Below are 16,258 nucleotides of genomic sequence, written 5' to 3'. Positions count from 1 at the left end.
GGGTCGAATATTTCAATTCCACTCTGGTACGATTAAGATTTTTAAAGAGCTCGTTGATTACGATACGTTTTGCCATTTCAATTCCACTCTGGTACGATTAAGATTCTTATCCTAACCTTCGTACTTGTCAATGACGACAATTTCAATTCCACTCTGGTACGATTAAGATTACGCTGAAGCTACGGATTCGCTACGTTTTAAACACATTTCAATTCCACTCTGGTACGATTAAGATCCCCAATCAAAAACGTGTAAAAAAGGCCTTTTCAGGCTTCTGCACGCTACTTACTTGCTATAAATTAAATCAAAAAATCGTCGATCTCCAATGGTATGAAAATACCCGTCGATCGACGACTTCTGATAATCAGGGATTTATGTCAGTAGAAGGGTAATTAATGCACGAAAGAGGTAACTGCCAGCGAGCTGTGTAATTCGATCGACGATCCCGTTTTACAAAAAATCGTCGGTTGATTGCCGTTCTATACCGACGATTTGTTTATCCAGCCACTTCTGGTCGCGATTCTTGAACAAAATTAGGCTGTCTTCCTCTTCATTCATGATCCGTTTCGCTTCGTGTAATAACTCCCTCAACTGTACGTCGGTCATCTCACCCTCAAAAACCGAGTTCTGAATCCAGTTTAAGTAACGCCGACAAAGTTTTAACATCTTGCCCACGCGTTTCTGGCCCATGTCGTACACTAAAATGACATACATCTTTTATTGATTTTGAAGAAGAAATCTCCAGAGGGAGCAGTATAAAGAACGAAGAAGTATTCTATAAACCATTCACCACCAGGCTTTAAAGGGTTTGTAGGCGTCAATGCCGAGCAGGTGCTTTTGTAATTTATAGCATTCCAGTTTAATCAGGTGTTTGTAGCTTACACTCCGGCCCAGCGAGCGGTGTTTGATGGTTTCTTTCAGCGAGGTATCAAATTCCTTTAAAAACCGTTTGCGGGCCGCTTCTTTCATGAGACAACCTTCTACTTCCATTCGAAAATCGGAGGGTTGCAACTGCTTTTTATTAACCATTCGAAAAATAAGTCGGTCGATAAGAATGGGTTTGAAAATCTCCGCCATATCCAGGGCGAGCGAGTACCGTCGGGCACCGGGTTCGTGCAGAAAGCTGATCGTCGGATTGAGTTGGGTATGGTAAATCATGCTTAAACAAGCCGAATAACAGAGCATGTTTCCCAGCGAAATCATGGCGTTTAATTCATTTTGCGGGGGCCGCTTGCTCCGCCCTTCCATACAAAAAGTCTCGCCCAGAATCGCATCAAAACAGCTGTAGTACGTTTGTCGAATGTTTCCTTCGATGCCCATCAACGACGGTACGTCCGTGGCCGAATGAATCAGGGTCATTAGCTGCTCGATGGTTAAAATGGCCTCGTTGAGCCCGCCGGCTTTCCGATTTTCGTAGTATTTGAGGACGCGTAAAATGTTAGTGGCCGCTCCTTCGACAAAGGCTTTAGCCAGAATGATTCGCTTCTTGCCGGAGACGTAATGTTTGGTTTGTTCTACCTGCATTTTGCCCGCCAGCAGGTACTCGCGGGGCATGAACGAACCCGTATAGTGTTCATAGTAATCAAAGAAGTGTACGGCGATCCCTTCTTTCCCCAAAAAATTATACAGGGCAGAGTTGGCGTCTAAACTTCCGAACACATACAAGTCGGAAACTTGGTTGACGGGCAGAAAACGCGGCTGTCCTTCGTTGCCGTCTTCATCTACGGGCGTAAACTTGAGCGTATGATCCTGTCGGCTCAACCGACCGGGATTCATCAGGTATTTCGTTTGTTTCATAAAAGGTGAAGGGAAAAGTTATTCGGTGATACGAAAAGGTTTATTCCTCTTCGGCGTAACAAAACTCGAAGTAACTGCACGAACGGCAGCGACTTTTGGCAATTCGTCCGGGACACTGTTCGGATCCTACTATACGTTCAATGTCCGACACCCAATTTTCTACTTGTGAAATGTCTTCCTCGGCGAGGGTTACGGTTTGCGTTTGTCGGAGTTTGGGGTATTCAATTAAACCAGTGGCTCCTTTCACGCCGTTTTTCCAGAGCAGATACAGATAAAACTGCACCTGAGCCACGTGCGAGTGCTCCAGCTTGTCAGACTTCTTGATTTCGTGGACGACTTTGTTGTAAGGGTCGTAGAAATCGATTTTGGAACCGTCGATCAGCATTTCCCGGTAACGCTCGGCTCGCTGGGGATACGACTTTTCGCCAATAAACGAGCCTTCGGCTACCAATTCCGAATTGTGTTCCATTTCAATTTTATGATGGAACAACCAAAGTTTGCGAAAGCAGACTTTGTAGTATTTGATGTAAGTGCCGGTGATGGTCATAGGGTAAAATCAAAGCCAGATAGACGTATCAATCCATTCTTCCTGCTGATCGTAACATAGCCCTAGTTCAGCGTCGTACTTTTTGGTGAGAACAAAGTATTTTATTTCAAGTAGCGTACCATCTTTCTTCTCGATTGCATAAGATTCTGATCGAAGGTTTTGGTCATTTTCTCTTAATAACTGAGCAAACTTGTTTTTACGGATTTGTACTTTAAGACTTTCTGCACCAATGAAATCAAACTGTTTGAGACGTTCAACAAAAGCATCCTTTAGAATAACAGGTAATACTTTTATACCGTCAAATTGCTTGTAAAAGTCTTCTTCACGCAACTTTGATCGATACATGGGAACCAGACGTTCTGCTGATACCGACAAGCTATTGTAAATCAGATCGAATTGCTCCTTTTGCTTAGGTTGCCAGTCAGGATACACAAAATCAATATACTGCTGTAGTCGAGCCTCGTCGATGATTCCGTCTGTTTCTGCAATGATTTCTTCGAATGCCTGGATGGTGCGGCTTACTAGTTCATTCGGATAGATATATTGATCAGTTGCATTAGATGTGCGGAAAACTACTACAGGACTTTGTCCCTTTTCGCGTTTCCGATTGACCCGCCCGAATCGTTGAATTAGTGCATCAATAGGAGCTGGTTCTGTGTAGATGATATCGTAGTCAATATCCAGACTCACTTCAATCGCCTGAGTTCCTACTAGTAACTGAATTGATCCATCTTTTTCTCCTTGCTTCAATTCTAATTCATGACGAGTCCGATCAATACCATTGAATGCACTATGTAACAACACCGCATTACAAGCATCTCTCCGCAACTCATTGAATACAGATTGAGCATTTTTAACGGTATTACATACTACCAATACCTTCGTTCCCGCCTTCAATGCGTTACGAATCAAATCCAGATTCTCCGTTAACAAACCCTCCTGTAATTTGACCCGATGTCGTACGAATTGGCTGTACAGGCTTTCCGACGCTTTTACCTCCGTAAATTCTCCAATCGCCTCTTCCAGCTCTTTTTTTAAAAACGTCGGCATGGTTGCGGTCATGACCATAACCCTTACCTGTAAATGCTTTACGGTATATTGGAGCAGTACTTTGATTTGTGCAAAAACATCGGCACTGTACGCATGGATTTCATCGAAGATAAAATAGCTGCCTACCATTTCAAACAATCCCTGCTCAAAGCCTTTCAGACCAAACAAGTGCTTTAGAAGCTGAAAGGGTGTTACGACTTTAACGGGTGTTACCAGCGTTTTAAATTTATCCTTCAACGCATCAATTTGCTCTTTCTTTTGACTAAGGGAATATTGAAAATCATCGAAATAGTCGTAGAGATAATCACTGAGCTTCCCATGTAACATTCCGACATATTCTGGACCCATTTCCTTTCCCAACCGTTCATACATGGCATTAATGGAAGCCGTAAATGGAAGAATGTAGAAAACCCGGCCTTGTCCGAAGTTTCTCATCTGCTGATGCAGCCATAAAATCGAGCTTTCTGTTTTACCAGAACCAGTCGGCGAAGTCAAGATCAGATTACCGGTTACATTTCCGCAGGCGAGCTGATGATCGTAAAAATCCTTTTTCTTGGTTTGAAGATCGGTACGCTTACGCTCTAGAAACTGAAACTGTGTTTCGGAAAGTTGTAGTAATTCCTGAATTCGGGCGGAACCCAGATGATCGCAATGCTTCAATCCTCCAAACAATAGAAGCAAGTCAAAATAACCAGGATTAGAAGCGTTCATTTTTCCAATCTGAGGCTGAAAGGTTAAGATTACCTGTTCAGGATGTTCAATCGTGAATGGTCTAATCGTGACGTGATACGCTTCTTCGGCTAATTGAACAAGAAGTTGGGTCTTCACGTTTTTTTGAAACTCTTCTTCGTAATCAACCCGTCCTTCAGCACCCGGTATACCAAACATATCATTTTCAGACTGATAAAAATCGCAGATATACCGTTTCCAGAGTTGGTCATAATCTTTGTGATGTCCTGCCACAACTAATCGGATTAGTTCACGAATCCGTTTCTCTTCCTGTAACCCTTCGATAAAAGGAATTGAAAACAATTCATGCCGTTGTTTACGCCATCGATTGGGTTGGTTTTGTAGTAATTTTTGAAAATCAGCATGACCTTTTCCCAGATCATGGCAAACAATAGCCAAACGCAGAACTCGCCAGAAGTCATACGAGAGGGATAGTCTGCTGATTTGAGGAAAGTTTTTTTGTAACAGTCCCCAAATCAGCAAGCAATCATCAACGTGTTGTTGTAAGGTGAGCTGCGGATCTGATTTAGCCAGAATTTCGTCATACGGCTTGGTCATGCTCCGAAAAGTCTAATTGGTGTAGGTAAATATCAGTACCTGCCTTTCCTAAGTCTTTATCGTGAATAGCGGGTAAATTAGCCTTAACGAAAGTGAGGTGACTGATAACCGAGTAAGGCTCAGTGCCAACGTTCTGTCTCGGAAAGGTATCCGTAAAGTATTTAGGAAGGGCCTGAATTTGGCCCGCTAAATAATTTTCCCTGAAGGGAATAACCTGACCCGCTAGGCGAGAAGCGTAAGCAACTTCGGGTAAATCAAGGGTTGTGATCTGCTCGACTGTTGCTAAGTCATTCATTCGCCCAAGAACCAGGGAGTAATAAGGCTGACGAAAGTAATCCGCTAGCTTTTGGTCAGTTAGATAGATTCTCAATCGAGTATTGAACAGAAATTCACGACGAATGATATTGGACTTCGCATTATTAGTGGCTCGTCCATTTGTACTGTCAATCTGATAAATCGTTTCCAGATCAACAGCTTTCGCATCAAACTGGAAGTAATACCCTATTTCCAGCTTCTGATGGTGCAGATATTGTCCCGCCGCTGCATTAAGTAAGCCTAATACGGTACTGACGGGGGGCACTTCCAGCGTAGGCTGAACCCCACTGATCAGGTTAGGGTACCGGAAACTGGCCGTCCAGCTGCTTAAGTCTATCACGTGTACTTGCATCAGGAAAACTGATTTTCAAGTTGAGTACAGTACGCGTCAATGGTCTCATTGATTGTACCCAGCTGAATGGTCGGATAGGCATCGCCAAGGGCAAGCAGCTCTCTAAGTTCGTCATTGTATTCATTTAAAAACCCGCTACGCTTCCCAATGAATACCGTACCAACGATTTGCTCTTTGTAGTCTTTTAATACTTCTTTCAGACCATCCAGATTCAAGGCTACTCTATCCAGATTCATGCCTTCACTCGTTACAATGTGCGAAAAGGGGTGATTACCACTAGTTGTACTAACGAGAATGATAAACTTTGGCGTTACATCACTCATGTTGTTCGTTTGCATGGCTCCGCCAGAGATGGTCTTCAGAGCTTGAATGGTATCCTTAGCCCGTTGCAAGCGTATATTCCTGTTTAATTGAACCAGCTTCTGGGCATTTCCTTTACTATCTTTCACGAAAGGATCGTCAATTTCAATAGCTCCCTGACTTAGAGCATCCGTTTTTAGCTTTTGCGTAATGTTCTTGAAACCGGTTTTGTTATAACTCGCAAAAGTGCCAAGCTGAGCTAGATCAAGCGAGAACATTCCCTTCATGATGGCACTGTACTCTTCTTTGCTGTAAGGTACTGAATCACCATCCTGTCGAGCCATGCTAGACCAGTTTTCAACCGTCCGAGCAGATCCAACCGATACAATCGCTGAATTTTTAAGAGGCGAAACACGGGTTACCGTAGCATCTACTTTCTTAGCTTTTCCTTTTTCGTCCAGCACCTCTTCTTTAACGGCTTTCATATAGCCAAAAACATCGTCATCCGCATATAACAGAGGGTTTGCCTCAGTAAAAGCAATTTTGTTATCCCGCGTAATCGGTGATAAAGACCAGCCTACATTTTTTTGTAAGGCTTCCCGCCACCAGTACCGCCAGGCCTGGCAGATACGTAAGTATAGGTACGACCATTTTTTAATATCTTTTTGGTAGCAACCGCATTTTCAAAATTGCTGGTAGAACTCTTTCCTGCATTATTTAAAGCGACAACATCAACGTCTAGCAGGACAAATCCTTGGGTTTTCAGGTTCATAAGTATGATTAATCTAAAGGTTCAGTTACTTCGTTTTGTTCTTCAAATTCAGTAGCGATGTGCAGGTTTTTTTCGTGAAGTTTTTCGTAAACGGCGATTAATAATAGATCTCTGATCTCCCGCCAGCTTACCGTTTCGGGAAATAAATACTCTACTTCATCGATTTTAAGCAAAGGTTCCTGTGCACCCCCTTTGTAGTTGTCATCAATGAGTTTAAGCAGATACTGTCTCACTTCCTGCACATATTTTGCTCGGTTTAACCTCAGGATAGCTTTCTTGATACTATCCTCATCACGGCTAACGATGAAGCCCGCGATGTCCTTGATTTTTTGTACGGTTCGTTTATCCATCTGGTTTATGTAAATAAGGTAAGTCTCAATGAGTTGAAAAGGAAAGCGATGCGTCCGAATCCATGCTTTGAAGTAAGGCACCAACGTTTGTCCATTCAGTAACCGCTCCAAAATAGGATTACGCCAGGTACTGTATGAATCATAAGCCAGTTCCTCTTTAGGAGACACCCATGTATCTGTACCTTGATTATACTCAGCATCCTTGAACTTTGAGTTTCGATAATGCGATGCTACGAATGGATGCCATATTTCGTAATAGGTGATGGATTGGCAGAGTGCATAAAAGCCAAAAACAGTAGCTGACAACTGGTATAGCACTACCTCGGGCTTGGCTCCAAAATTGGTAAAATGGTATAAACTCAGGCTAGTGTTTCGGGCCTCAACCACATTTTCAGAGGAATTGGCATAAATGGCTGTTTTAATATTTTTTAGGCAGGAATCAACGAATGCAAAAAGAGCATTAGCTGGAATCCCGTAATTTGAACGGGCAACACCGCTGGATAAACCCCGGCCCACAGCATTCAAATGTCCATCAGGTCCGGTCAAGAGTTGCTCCACGTAATAGTTGGCGACAATCGTATTATTACTGCTAATTAGTCCAAGTTTGTCACCTAACTGCATTACCCCCAGCGGGACGAAGAAAAAACGGACGATTATTTCTTTTGATACATATAGTCCGTTCTCAAACCCATGATGAAAATTGATGAATGTGCTCGATCCGGATAGAATATGGTTATCTCTCCCCGCTACAAAAAGGTTGGCTTTGCGTCCTGAAACACGGCAATATCCCATTTTCGAAGGAGCCGTTTCATTCAGTATGCTTCTATAATAGGTAAGCGTTTCCTCCAGCTTTCGCTTACGATCGAAAGCGGGTTGCGTAATTTTCGAGTTGAGAAAGAAGGCATGTAGATTAGCGTTCCATTGATTGATGTAGAGGTTAGCTACGTACTCAATCAACCCTAGAATGTCTTTATCTTTTAATGCAGGCTCTTTCCAGAGGCTTGCAATGACATACCCGCCTGCATCTGCGAAGGGGTCGCCTGTAGGGTGAGTTAAATTTTCCTTTAATACAAGCTCCATAGTACTCTAGGTTAGTAGTGGTATATAAACAACTTGTTGATGGGCCGTTTTAGCTTATTCCCACACATCCAAATCCCTCCGCATTATACCGCCCCATCCCCGCCAAAACGGCTAGTTCCAAAATCTCCTTGGGCCCGGACAATTCAAAAGAAAACCCATGATACCCCCGCACTTTCGTCTCTTCCCGAGAGTTCTCCTTGATTGTGACCAGCCGGGATTTGGGTTCGGTACGGCCCTGAATGAATCGAAACTTCAGTGAATCTTCCGTAAAGTCTTCGTCACTTCCTGCTAGTACTAGCACGCTCTTCCATTTGGCCAGCAGATTCGAAACCAGTAAAGGTCCAAAGGCTTCGTCGGCGGGATGCAGGTATTGATCCATGCCGCGTTCGTCTTTCTGAGCGATGACTACTGGAGAAAGGGTTCGAAGGTGTAGGGTATTTTCTGTAAGGTTGAGGGGAAGAGCTTCTACCCGTTCGACGATGAATTCTGCCCGATGGCAGGGGGAAGCAATGACGCACTTCTGATCCTGAAAAAGACCCATGATGAAATGCTGAGCCGCCTGATCAACGTAGAAACTTACTACCCATTCGATCGTAGGACTATTCACCCATAAGCCACCGGCTCTGGCATCCACACGGGCCTGGGGCATGATCAGATCCGAAAACGTAAAAAGCTTGAATCGCCGGGTTGAGGAATATTCATATCCCTGATTATGTAAGAATTGAGCATATTGAGCATCAGCGTCGGCCAGTACGCTGTAAATGAAGGCACTCAGACGATACGCGTAGTTAAAGGGTACTAACGTCTGAGGGGCAATAGGTCGGAGGGTTAAACGAAATTGCATATCTACTTATCAAAAATTTGGGTCAAAAGGTTAACACGAAGTACAAAATTTCTCTTCGTTGGCCTGACAAAGATTCGTAAGTTGCGTGCGGACTCCATGCACGATGCTGGATTTTTTCATTTTTATTCCATGCCTTTCTCTCAATCGCAACGATTTCAAGCTATTAACGAACAGCTTCGACGCGGAGCCGCCGTCCGTACGGCTGATCTCATGAAGCATTGTGGTGTAGCCGAACGTACGCTTAAAGAAGACATCGCCCGGATGCGGGAGCGGTACGCGGCTCCCATTCAGTATGACCGCCGACGGGGAGGCTACTGTTATACCCAATCATTTGATCTGAAAACGGTCGAAATCGAATTAACGGATCAGGACGTAGCCGCCCTGAAAAATGCCGTAACGACGCTGAATCAATTCCGGGATTTAGCCGTATTCTCCGATTTTCGCGGAACCGTTGACAAGATTGAACAGGCCGTACGTTTCCGTTTCGGTCAGCCTCTACAGTCGCAGGCTCACATTATTTTTGAAGCCGTTCCCGCCGGGCGGGGCAACGAGTTACTCGATACCGTGCTGGCGGCTTGCCTTGGTAAACAAGTCATTGAATTCCAGTATCAGAAATACGGCGAATCGGAGTCCCGCCTACGAACGGTTTTTCCGCACCTGCTTAAGGAACATCGCAACCGCTGGTACATCATCGGGTATGAGCTGGATCCGCCCCAACTAAGGGTTTTTGGTTTAGATCGGGTGGTCACGGGAACGCTTAAGCGGAGCGAACTACCGTTTGATCCCCCACCGTTTGATGCGGACGCTTACTTTCGTCCGGCGTTAGGGGTAGCCGTATACGATCATCCGGCCGAAGAAGTAGTCTTATCTTTTTCGCACCGGGAGGGCCTTCGCTTTCAGGCTCAGCCTTTTTATCCCTTTCGGGAAGAAGATATTTTGCTGGATACACCGGAAGAATTTCGCGTGCAATTGTCGATTATCATCAATCAGGAGTTAGTCTTCGAACTGGCCCGACTGGGCGATTCCGTACGGGTACTCTCCCCACCGGCTTTGATTGATTCGTTGCGGCAGTTTCATGGGCGGGCCGGACAGCAATACGAAGATTTACAGTCCCATAAGCCAAGCTAGCAAACGCTTTGACCCGCTATTTCTACCAATAAACTACCCTAACGATGGCTTTTACTAAAACCGGTTTCCCCTTTTTATTCCAGAACTAAAGAAGCCGGGATGCGTAATATCTGTCTTTGCTGTTGGTACTCGCTTGTAGTGAAAGGTCCGTAACGTTTACCGCTGCGATGATCGATAATCCAATAATTTTCTTTGGCTGATAAGATACGTTGATAGAACGGATCACGGGCTATGATTCGATCAGCCAGGGTACTGGTTTCCATAATATCCGCATAGCTGTTGGCGGCATATTTGTGATTATTTCGCCTTACACTATCAGCAATCATAGTTTGATACTCGCGATATTCGGGTTTTTGTCGAGCGATAATGAAGGTGTCATCATACGCATACTGAACGACTTTACCGCCAATACTTTCCTTGCCTAAAGGAGCTAGAATTGCATCTCCATCACCACCCCGAAAGAGATACCCACCGGGCAGGTCTTCGTAATAGTCCATACCGCCTGCCCCAAGCATGAGTAAGGCTAAAATGGGTAAGAGAATAACCAAGCTTGTCAGGGCTAGTCCAAGTAACAGTTGCCATACTGAACGAGTACGCATGGGAGAAAAAGTGAAGACCTATGGAAGCGAATCCGTTTTTACAAAAGGATGTTAGACGACTACCGGTAAACCCTATACGGGAAAATAATCAGAACAAGCCACAGGGATCAATCTGATTAAAGGCCTCTTGTACTTCAATGACATAGTAGTAAGACTTGTATTTTTTGGCTTTGTAGATATAGTCGTAAAATTGTGACTTGTGGTGAACAAAGTTGGATACCCGATGCACGATATTGATGTACTTATCACGATCCGTTCGGTGTGCAATTCGTATGGTTATTTCTCCATTGCTGCATACTTCATACGATAAAGAATTTTGCTCCTCGGGGGTCAGATAGGTAGCTAACTGGTTCTGAACGGCTTTGGGTACCACCGTGAACGATTGATGGTTTGCTTTTTCTTCGGTGATAAACGTATAACAGCCGTCCGACTCCCTCTTTAACGTATCCTTTAAAACCTCTTCGAGCAAAGCATCCTTTTGCTGGTATAAAAGGTCGATGACTTTGCTGTACCGAGGCATATTGACTTCCACATTTTTGTAATAAGCCGCATTCTGCAACTCCCTTTGCTTTTCTGGCCAGGGAAGAGGTTCCTCGTTACAGGTGGACATGATCAAGGCAAAGACAGCCCAGCTCAGAATGGGCGTAAAAAACAGTAACAGACAAATAATAATCAGGACGATATAGAAACCTTTCATTGGGTAATAAAGGATGAAGGTTGATTACTTGGGTGGTTGATGTTGGATAGGTGAGCAGGTGTAGGGGAAACAGATGCAAGTTTTCAAACCGATAGCCTTCCGGCTGGGAATGCCAGTTTCCCCTCCAGATCGAGGTGACTATAGAAATTCGATGCAGTAATCGGGACGGGTTGTCCGTAGCATTCGCTACGGACTTTTATCCTTCGTAGGCTGTGCCTGCCCGGCTGGTCTGGTTCCCCGCATTTTATACAAGGTCCTACCGGTGTTTGGTGGTTTGGTTGAAAAAAGGACTAGGCTAGTGCAGATTCCCAAACCCGTACCGATTAGTAGAAAAATCCCAGCCTCTTGGTTACAGAAAGGGGCAGATCATCTAAATCCTAAGAATGCCAAAGACTTACTTGAATCCGAAAAACAGGGGAAAAAGGAACGTAACGATCACCGTCCAAACGCTATAGATGGGCAAGTAAAAGGCCATGGCTTTACCTACGTCAATGAGGTCTGATTTCTTGGCGATGACCTTAAAAAGTCGAAGCGTAACGAGTAGTAAGTTAATCAGTATCAAAATATTACTGCCCAGCACGGCCAATCGGTTCGGCGTGATGCCCCATTCTGAAATTCGGAATACAATCGCTGACAGGGCGATGCCATTCACCACGATGGTTACTACCGATAAGAGGGCGAGTATCCAGACCTCAAACATTCGCTGCTGGTTTTTGCTTGTTTCCGCTATCGAAAAAAAGATGAGGGCCATCACCCCAATCAGTAAGGCGTTGAACAGCAGCAGGAATTCGCGATCCTGGTAAGGGTCTTTCCCCGAGTAAAAAATGGCTACCAGATAAATCACCAGCATGACGAGTACCAGCGGACTGAATAGTTTAGCAATCACAGGGGATACTTTTCCAACAATTTGGGGATTAGTCTGGGTGAGGTAAGTTCCCACCAGCGGAGCTGCGGGTAAGCCAAAAATGACTACATACTCGAAATAAAACTTCTGAATATGCAGGCCAATCAACTCGAATAAGCCCAGGGTTAGGCCTGTTAAAATGCCCCCCGAAATCAGAATCAGCGTCGTCATAACGATCAGATCGCCATTATATCGTAAATAGCTGAGCCGTTTTTCAGCGTCATTTTTTACACTTCCTATAAACGTAAAGCCAAGAATCGACCAGAGAAATAACAGCAAATGAATGCACGACAAGACGAGTGTATCACTTTTCGGTACATTCGGAAAAAAATTGATGAATCCCAAGCCCGCCAGACACAGGGCGACGATGCTCATGATTTTGCCCGCAGACAATCGATGCTTCCAGGCAAAATAGGCCAATAAAGGAGGAAAGGCAATGAAACCGATATTCCGGGAATAGAAGAATTCCTCGTCGATGCTGAAGATAGCGGGGAATTTAGCAATCAGTCCTGCCAGAAAAGCCGCCAACCCGATGAATAGTAACTCGCCCCGGCTGCCCCAGTGCAGTTCATCGCCTTCGTACTGAAGCCGTTCATACCAGAAGTCGGCCAGGGGATTACCCCGAAGTTCGGGATAAAGACTGTTGAATTCCCGTTTAAACGATCCTTTGTTGGTCCGGTACAAGTGTTCGAGTTGCCGGGGATCGTGCAGCTGACTACGGATTTGCTCTTTCATGGAAGCTTTTCTTAACGCTTATCGAATGATTAATTCCACAAAGTGCCATCCAGGCCCACAATCGTACCCATCCATACGGCTACCAGGTAACCCAATACGCCGATCAGCGTAGCCACTACTTTTTTCCAAGTTTCGTGTTGTCCCCATTGTCTGACCATGTAAAAGAAACCACCACCCAGAGCCCCCGCGACGGGAACCAGTACCAGCGGACGAACCATCCAGTACGCAGGCCAATTTGGATTAGGATGCTTCACACCCGCCAGAAAAAAGGAAATCAGCAGTAGAGCAAGCGTGGTTCCCACGACCAGGTGTTTGACGAAAGAAACAGTAACGAAAGATGGGCTGGAGAATGAGCTGATCGGTGTCATGGTCGTTGCGTATTGAATCGATTATAAAATTAGTTAAAGTACTTTGTGATGCAAAGTGAGCGAATAAAAAAATAGGGTTTTACGGTACTATTAAGCATTCACGAAAGATTACGCTTTCAAAATCAGAAAATACGTTCAAGGTAATCGATCAGTGCTTTAATAATTTTCTAAAAGTACTTTGTGGTTCAAAGTTATTAATGGTTTTTATTTTCACAAATACTCAATCCATTTTCTGCGAAAAAATTTTACTTCCTCTGCTGGAGACGCCTATCTAAAGGTTACAAGCAATTTCTACGAGATCATTGCTCAGTAGTAGCATGCTCAACGCTCGGGCAAAGCAGTTCGGGGCATTCGTCAGTAACCGCTAAAATTCTGTAGTAAGTCGCCCTTGTTTCTGGTACGGTATAAGTTCAGACAGGCTTTAATGTAGTGATAGGGACGCGAAGTAAGTACGTAAAATTGAATGTATTGACGCAACGTACGTATATCGCTTGATTTCAATCCGTTTCTACAATATGAGCCTAGCTTACGACTCTTGCCCGCAAGCCTTGGCAAACTTCCCAGAGCCATTGGCTCGACCAATCATTAAAAGTTGGTTTTCAACCCGGCCCATCTTTTAATGGATTTCATTTCAAGTTACGATCCGATATTCCTTTTTATTGGTAACAAATCATCCAGTACTGATAAATATTTGGCAGATATTCTAAATAACCCTAAAAAACTAGTGAAAAAAGTATCAAAGCCTAGTAAATATTGGGAGTTAGTCTAAGAGGTGGTTATCTACCTTTGAAGATACGCAAACGGATACGAGTAACGAAACCGTTTGCGTCCCGTATTACACTAACCTCATTTGTATCCGACTATGTTTATGCGATACCTCTTCATCGGGCTCCTTTGCTGTTCACTCACTACGGCTCACGCCCAGGGAACTTTACGCGATTATCAACGAAGCGAAACGCTAAAAAAGCAGCTCGCTGACCGGGCTTACCACATTCCCCGACAGATCAACTGGCAGGAAAACGGTACTGGCCTGGTGTATATGATCCAAACTACGAAAGGCAGGGAGTATATCCAGGTGGATGGTCAAACGGGCAAACGTAGCAATGCTTTCGATCAGGAGGGATTAGCCAGACAGCTTGAACAAGCCCTGAGCAAAACCATTCCCGCGTACCAATTGCCCATCCAGGGACTGAAACGCACGGCTACGGGTTTCTCCTTCGACGCCGAAGGCTCCCAATGGACGTACGACGCCGGACAACTTCGCAAGAAAGGCAGTATGTCGGCTATGAATCGCTACTGGGGCGATCGTTCACGTGGTGAGCAGGTTCGACGCTTGTACACGCCCGACAGTAGTCATTCGGCCATCATCAAAAATTACAACGTCTACGTTCGTAACGAACGCAGTAAAGAGGAGTTTCCGATGAGTTTCGACGGCTCAGAAGGGGAGTACTACAGCAGTGATCTTCGCTGGTCGCCCGATGGTACGAAGCTGGCGGGAACGAAAACGCGTAAAAACACGCCGCATCTCATTTATCTGATTCGTTCCTCGCCCACGGATCAGCTCCAGCCCAAACTGGAAACCCGTAACTACCTCAAACCCGGCGATGCCCTGCCCATTCAGGAACCCGTGCTGTTTGATATCGCCTCGCGAAAGCAGTTGCCCATTGCGATGGATATGATCGCCCAGCAGTACGAACTGAGTGATCCCGACTGGCGGGCGGACAGCAAAGCGTTTACGCTGGAATACAATCAACGCGGCCATCAGGTGTACCGGGTGCTGGAAGTAGAGGCCGGTACGGGTCGCATCCGTCCGCTGATTGAGGAAAAAAGCAAGACCTTCATCGATTACAGCGGCAAGCGTTTTCGCCACGATACACCCGATGGCCGGGAAATCATCTGGGCTTCCGAACGCGATGGCTGGAATCATCTCTACCTCTATGACGCGGCCAAGGCTCAGGTCAAAAATCAGATTACCAAAGGAAATTGGGTCGTTCGGAATGTCGTCCACGTGGATGATGCGAAACGGACCATTCTGTTTGCCGCCAGTGGCCAAACGCCCGGCGAAGATCCGTATTACCTGCATTACTACCAGATTAATTTCGATGGGAAAGGCCTGAAAGCCCTTACGCCCGAAGCAGCCCAGCACGAGGTTACGTTTTCGCCGGATTTTTCCACCTTCGTCGATACGTATTCCCGGATCAATCAGGCACCGGTTACCGTGCTTCGCAAGACTACCGACGGGTCGATTATCACAACGCTGGAAAAAGCCGATCTTACCGAATGGGAAAAAGCGGGCTGGAAGGCTCCCGAACCCTTTGTCGCCAAGGCTCGCGATCAGCAGACGGACATTCACGGCATCATCATTCGACCCACTAATTTTGATCCTTCGCGGAAATACCCGGTCATTGAAATGATCTACGCGGGTCCGCAAAGTGCCTTTGTGCCGAAAGCTTTTTCGACCAATACGGCCATGCACGAACTGGCGGAACTGGGTTTCGTCGTCGTACAGATCGACGGCATGGGGACTTCCAATCGCTCCAAAGCGTTTCACGATGTCTGCTGGAAAAATCTGAAGGATGCGGGTTTCCCGGATCGGATTCTGTGGATGAAAGCCGCCGCTCAGAAGTATCCGTACCTCGATCTGGAACGGGTGGGCGTGTATGGGACATCCGCCGGAGGTCAAAATGCCGCGGGAGCCGTCCTCTTCCAGCCCGATTTTTACAAAGTAGCCGTAGCTTCCTGCGGCTGTCACGACAACCGCATGGACAAAATGTGGTGGAACGAGCAGTGGATGGGTTATCCCATTGGCCCACAGTACGCCGAATGTTCTAACGTCACGCACGCCGATCAGCTACGCGGTGAATTACTGCTCATCGTGGGTGAAATGGACGATAACGTCGATCCTTCCTCTACTTACCAGCTAGCCGACGCTCTGATTCGGGCGAATAAAAATTTTGAACTGGTCGTCGTACCTAACATGGGCCATTCGGCGGGTGGTGACTTTGGCGAACGCAAACGCCGGGACTTCTTCGTACGTCACCTGCTGAACGTACAGCCGCCCCGCTGGAACGCGGCCCCGGTAGCAACGGAAGAAACGCCCGGGAAAGCGTCCCGATCTGAGCGTTAGTACTGA

Annotated in this window: 15 protein-coding genes; 2 read left to right on the top strand and 13 right to left on the bottom strand. The window is 45.7% G+C overall.

Going from position 1 to position 16,258, the window contains the following annotated elements; translation table 11 throughout:
- Window positions 1-450 precede the first annotated feature (450 nt).
- The 9 genes from cas2 to cas6 all read right to left on the bottom strand — a co-directional run bounded on the left by cas2 (window position 451) and on the right by cas6 (window position 8,694).
- On the bottom strand, window positions 451-714 hold the full coding sequence (gene cas2 / locus BWI97_RS24120) for a CRISPR-associated endonuclease Cas2 (protein WP_094816049.1): 264 nt from the start codon (window positions 712-714) through the stop codon (window positions 451-453).
- Window positions 715-786: 72 nt separating this feature from the next.
- Window positions 787-1,797 (bottom strand): type I-B CRISPR-associated endonuclease Cas1b, encoded by a 1,011-nt coding sequence (gene cas1b, locus BWI97_RS24115; protein ID WP_094816047.1) that lies wholly within the window; start codon window positions 1,795-1,797, stop codon window positions 787-789.
- A 40-nt stretch (window positions 1,798-1,837) separates the two neighbouring features.
- Window positions 1,838-2,344 carry a CRISPR-associated protein Cas4 gene (cas4, locus tag BWI97_RS24110; RefSeq protein WP_102203131.1) on the bottom strand — a complete coding sequence of 169 codons (507 nt, stop codon included), beginning with the start codon at window positions 2,342-2,344 and terminating at the stop codon, window positions 1,838-1,840.
- Between the two features lie 9 nt (window positions 2,345-2,353).
- The gene (locus tag BWI97_RS24105) at window positions 2,354-4,681 is read right to left on the bottom strand and encodes a CRISPR-associated helicase/endonuclease Cas3 (protein WP_102203130.1); all 2,328 of its coding nucleotides are present in this window, start codon (window positions 4,679-4,681) and stop codon (window positions 2,354-2,356) included.
- Window positions 4,665-5,348, bottom strand: a complete 684-nt coding sequence (gene cas5b / locus BWI97_RS24100) for a type I-B CRISPR-associated protein Cas5b (protein ID WP_102203129.1) — start codon at window positions 5,346-5,348, stop codon at window positions 4,665-4,667. The genes BWI97_RS24105 and cas5b overlap by 17 nt, the downstream gene beginning before the upstream one ends.
- Window positions 5,348-6,277: a type I-B CRISPR-associated protein Cas7/Cst2/DevR gene (gene cas7i, locus BWI97_RS24095; RefSeq protein ID WP_233208001.1), complete on the bottom strand. Its 930-nt coding sequence runs from the start codon at window positions 6,275-6,277 to the stop codon at window positions 5,348-5,350. Before cas7i ends, cas5b begins: the two co-directional genes overlap by 1 nt.
- Window positions 6,226-6,420, bottom strand: coding sequence for a hypothetical protein (locus BWI97_RS28120; protein WP_199182084.1), 195 nt, complete (start codon window positions 6,418-6,420; stop codon window positions 6,226-6,228). The genes cas7i and BWI97_RS28120 overlap by 52 nt, the downstream gene beginning before the upstream one ends.
- An 8-nt stretch (window positions 6,421-6,428) precedes the next feature.
- Window positions 6,429-7,850 (bottom strand): type I-B CRISPR-associated protein Cas8b1/Cst1, encoded by a 1,422-nt coding sequence (gene cas8a1, locus BWI97_RS24090; RefSeq protein WP_102203128.1) that lies wholly within the window; start codon window positions 7,848-7,850, stop codon window positions 6,429-6,431.
- Window positions 7,851-7,899: 49 nt separating this feature from the next.
- Window positions 7,900-8,694 (bottom strand): CRISPR-associated endoribonuclease Cas6, encoded by a 795-nt coding sequence (cas6, locus tag BWI97_RS24085; RefSeq protein ID WP_102203127.1) that lies wholly within the window; start codon window positions 8,692-8,694, stop codon window positions 7,900-7,902.
- A gap of 129 nt (window positions 8,695-8,823) precedes the next feature.
- Here cas6 and BWI97_RS24080 point away from each other — a divergent pair, with 129 nt between their 5' ends.
- A complete protein-coding gene (locus BWI97_RS24080; RefSeq protein WP_158242832.1) occupies window positions 8,824-9,822 on the top strand; it encodes a YafY family protein in 999 nt (332 codons plus the stop codon).
- Window positions 9,823-9,896: 74 nt separating this feature from the next.
- Here BWI97_RS24080 and BWI97_RS24075 read toward each other — a convergent pair whose 3' ends face one another.
- The 4 genes from BWI97_RS24075 to BWI97_RS24060 all read right to left on the bottom strand — a co-directional run bounded on the left by BWI97_RS24075 (window position 9,897) and on the right by BWI97_RS24060 (window position 13,125).
- Complete coding sequence (locus BWI97_RS24075; protein WP_102203125.1) at window positions 9,897-10,421, bottom strand: DUF3997 domain-containing protein; 525 nt, start codon at window positions 10,419-10,421, stop codon at window positions 9,897-9,899.
- Window positions 10,422-10,509: 88 nt separating this feature from the next.
- Entirely contained in the window at window positions 10,510-11,118 is a 609-nt protein-coding gene (locus tag BWI97_RS24070; RefSeq protein WP_094816026.1) for a hypothetical protein, read from the bottom strand.
- 394 nt (window positions 11,119-11,512) lie between these two features.
- Window positions 11,513-12,757 carry a DUF4153 domain-containing protein gene (locus BWI97_RS24065; protein WP_102203124.1) on the bottom strand — a complete coding sequence of 415 codons (1,245 nt, stop codon included), beginning with the start codon at window positions 12,755-12,757 and terminating at the stop codon, window positions 11,513-11,515.
- Between the two features lie 29 nt (window positions 12,758-12,786).
- Window positions 12,787-13,125 carry a potassium transporter KefB gene (locus tag BWI97_RS24060; RefSeq protein ID WP_102203123.1) on the bottom strand — a complete coding sequence of 113 codons (339 nt, stop codon included), beginning with the start codon at window positions 13,123-13,125 and terminating at the stop codon, window positions 12,787-12,789.
- Between the two features lie 868 nt (window positions 13,126-13,993).
- On the opposite strand from BWI97_RS24060, the gene BWI97_RS24055 reads away from it, so the two are divergent.
- On the top strand, window positions 13,994-16,252 hold the full coding sequence (locus tag BWI97_RS24055) for a S9 family peptidase (RefSeq protein ID WP_199182083.1): 2,259 nt from the start codon (window positions 13,994-13,996) through the stop codon (window positions 16,250-16,252).
- Window positions 16,253-16,258 lie beyond the last annotated feature (6 nt).

It is taken from the genome of Siphonobacter sp. BAB-5405 (assembly GCF_002872335.1).
In the GTDB taxonomy this organism is placed as follows: Bacteria; Bacteroidota; Bacteroidia; order Cytophagales; family Spirosomataceae; genus Siphonobacter.
Note: the sequence above shows the minus strand (reverse complement) of the source record. Positions and strands in the feature narration are given on the sequence as shown.

Bases quoted from the DNA above. Each gene is read 5' to 3' on its own strand.
- cas2 (WP_094816049.1), bottom strand. From the start codon at position 714: ATGTATGTCATTTTAGTGTACGACATGGGCCAGAAACGCGTGGGCAAG.
- cas1b (WP_094816047.1), bottom strand. From the start codon at position 1,797: ATGAAACAAACGAAATACCTGATGAATCCCGGTCGGTTGAGCCGACAG.
- cas4 (WP_102203131.1), bottom strand. From the start codon at position 2,344: ATGACCATCACCGGCACTTACATCAAATACTACAAAGTCTGCTTTCGC.
- BWI97_RS24105 (WP_102203130.1), bottom strand. From the start codon at position 4,681: ATGACCAAGCCGTATGACGAAATTCTGGCTAAATCAGATCCGCAGCTC.
- cas5b (WP_102203129.1), bottom strand. From the start codon at position 5,348: ATGCAAGTACACGTGATAGACTTAAGCAGCTGGACGGCCAGTTTCCGG.
- BWI97_RS28120 (WP_199182084.1), bottom strand. From the start codon at position 6,420: ATGAACCTGAAAACCCAAGGATTTGTCCTGCTAGACGTTGATGTTGTC.
- cas8a1 (WP_102203128.1), bottom strand. From the start codon at position 7,850: ATGGAGCTTGTATTAAAGGAAAATTTAACTCACCCTACAGGCGACCCC.
- cas6 (WP_102203127.1), bottom strand. From the start codon at position 8,694: ATGCAATTTCGTTTAACCCTCCGACCTATTGCCCCTCAGACGTTAGTA.
- BWI97_RS24080 (WP_158242832.1), top strand. From the start codon at position 8,824: ATGCCTTTCTCTCAATCGCAACGATTTCAAGCTATTAACGAACAGCTT.
- BWI97_RS24075 (WP_102203125.1), bottom strand. From the start codon at position 10,421: ATGCGTACTCGTTCAGTATGGCAACTGTTACTTGGACTAGCCCTGACA.
- BWI97_RS24070 (WP_094816026.1), bottom strand. From the start codon at position 11,118: ATGAAAGGTTTCTATATCGTCCTGATTATTATTTGTCTGTTACTGTTT.
- BWI97_RS24065 (WP_102203124.1), bottom strand. From the start codon at position 12,757: ATGAAAGAGCAAATCCGTAGTCAGCTGCACGATCCCCGGCAACTCGAA.
- BWI97_RS24060 (WP_102203123.1), bottom strand. From the start codon at position 13,125: ATGACACCGATCAGCTCATTCTCCAGCCCATCTTTCGTTACTGTTTCT.
- BWI97_RS24055 (WP_199182083.1), top strand. From the start codon at position 13,994: ATGCGATACCTCTTCATCGGGCTCCTTTGCTGTTCACTCACTACGGCT.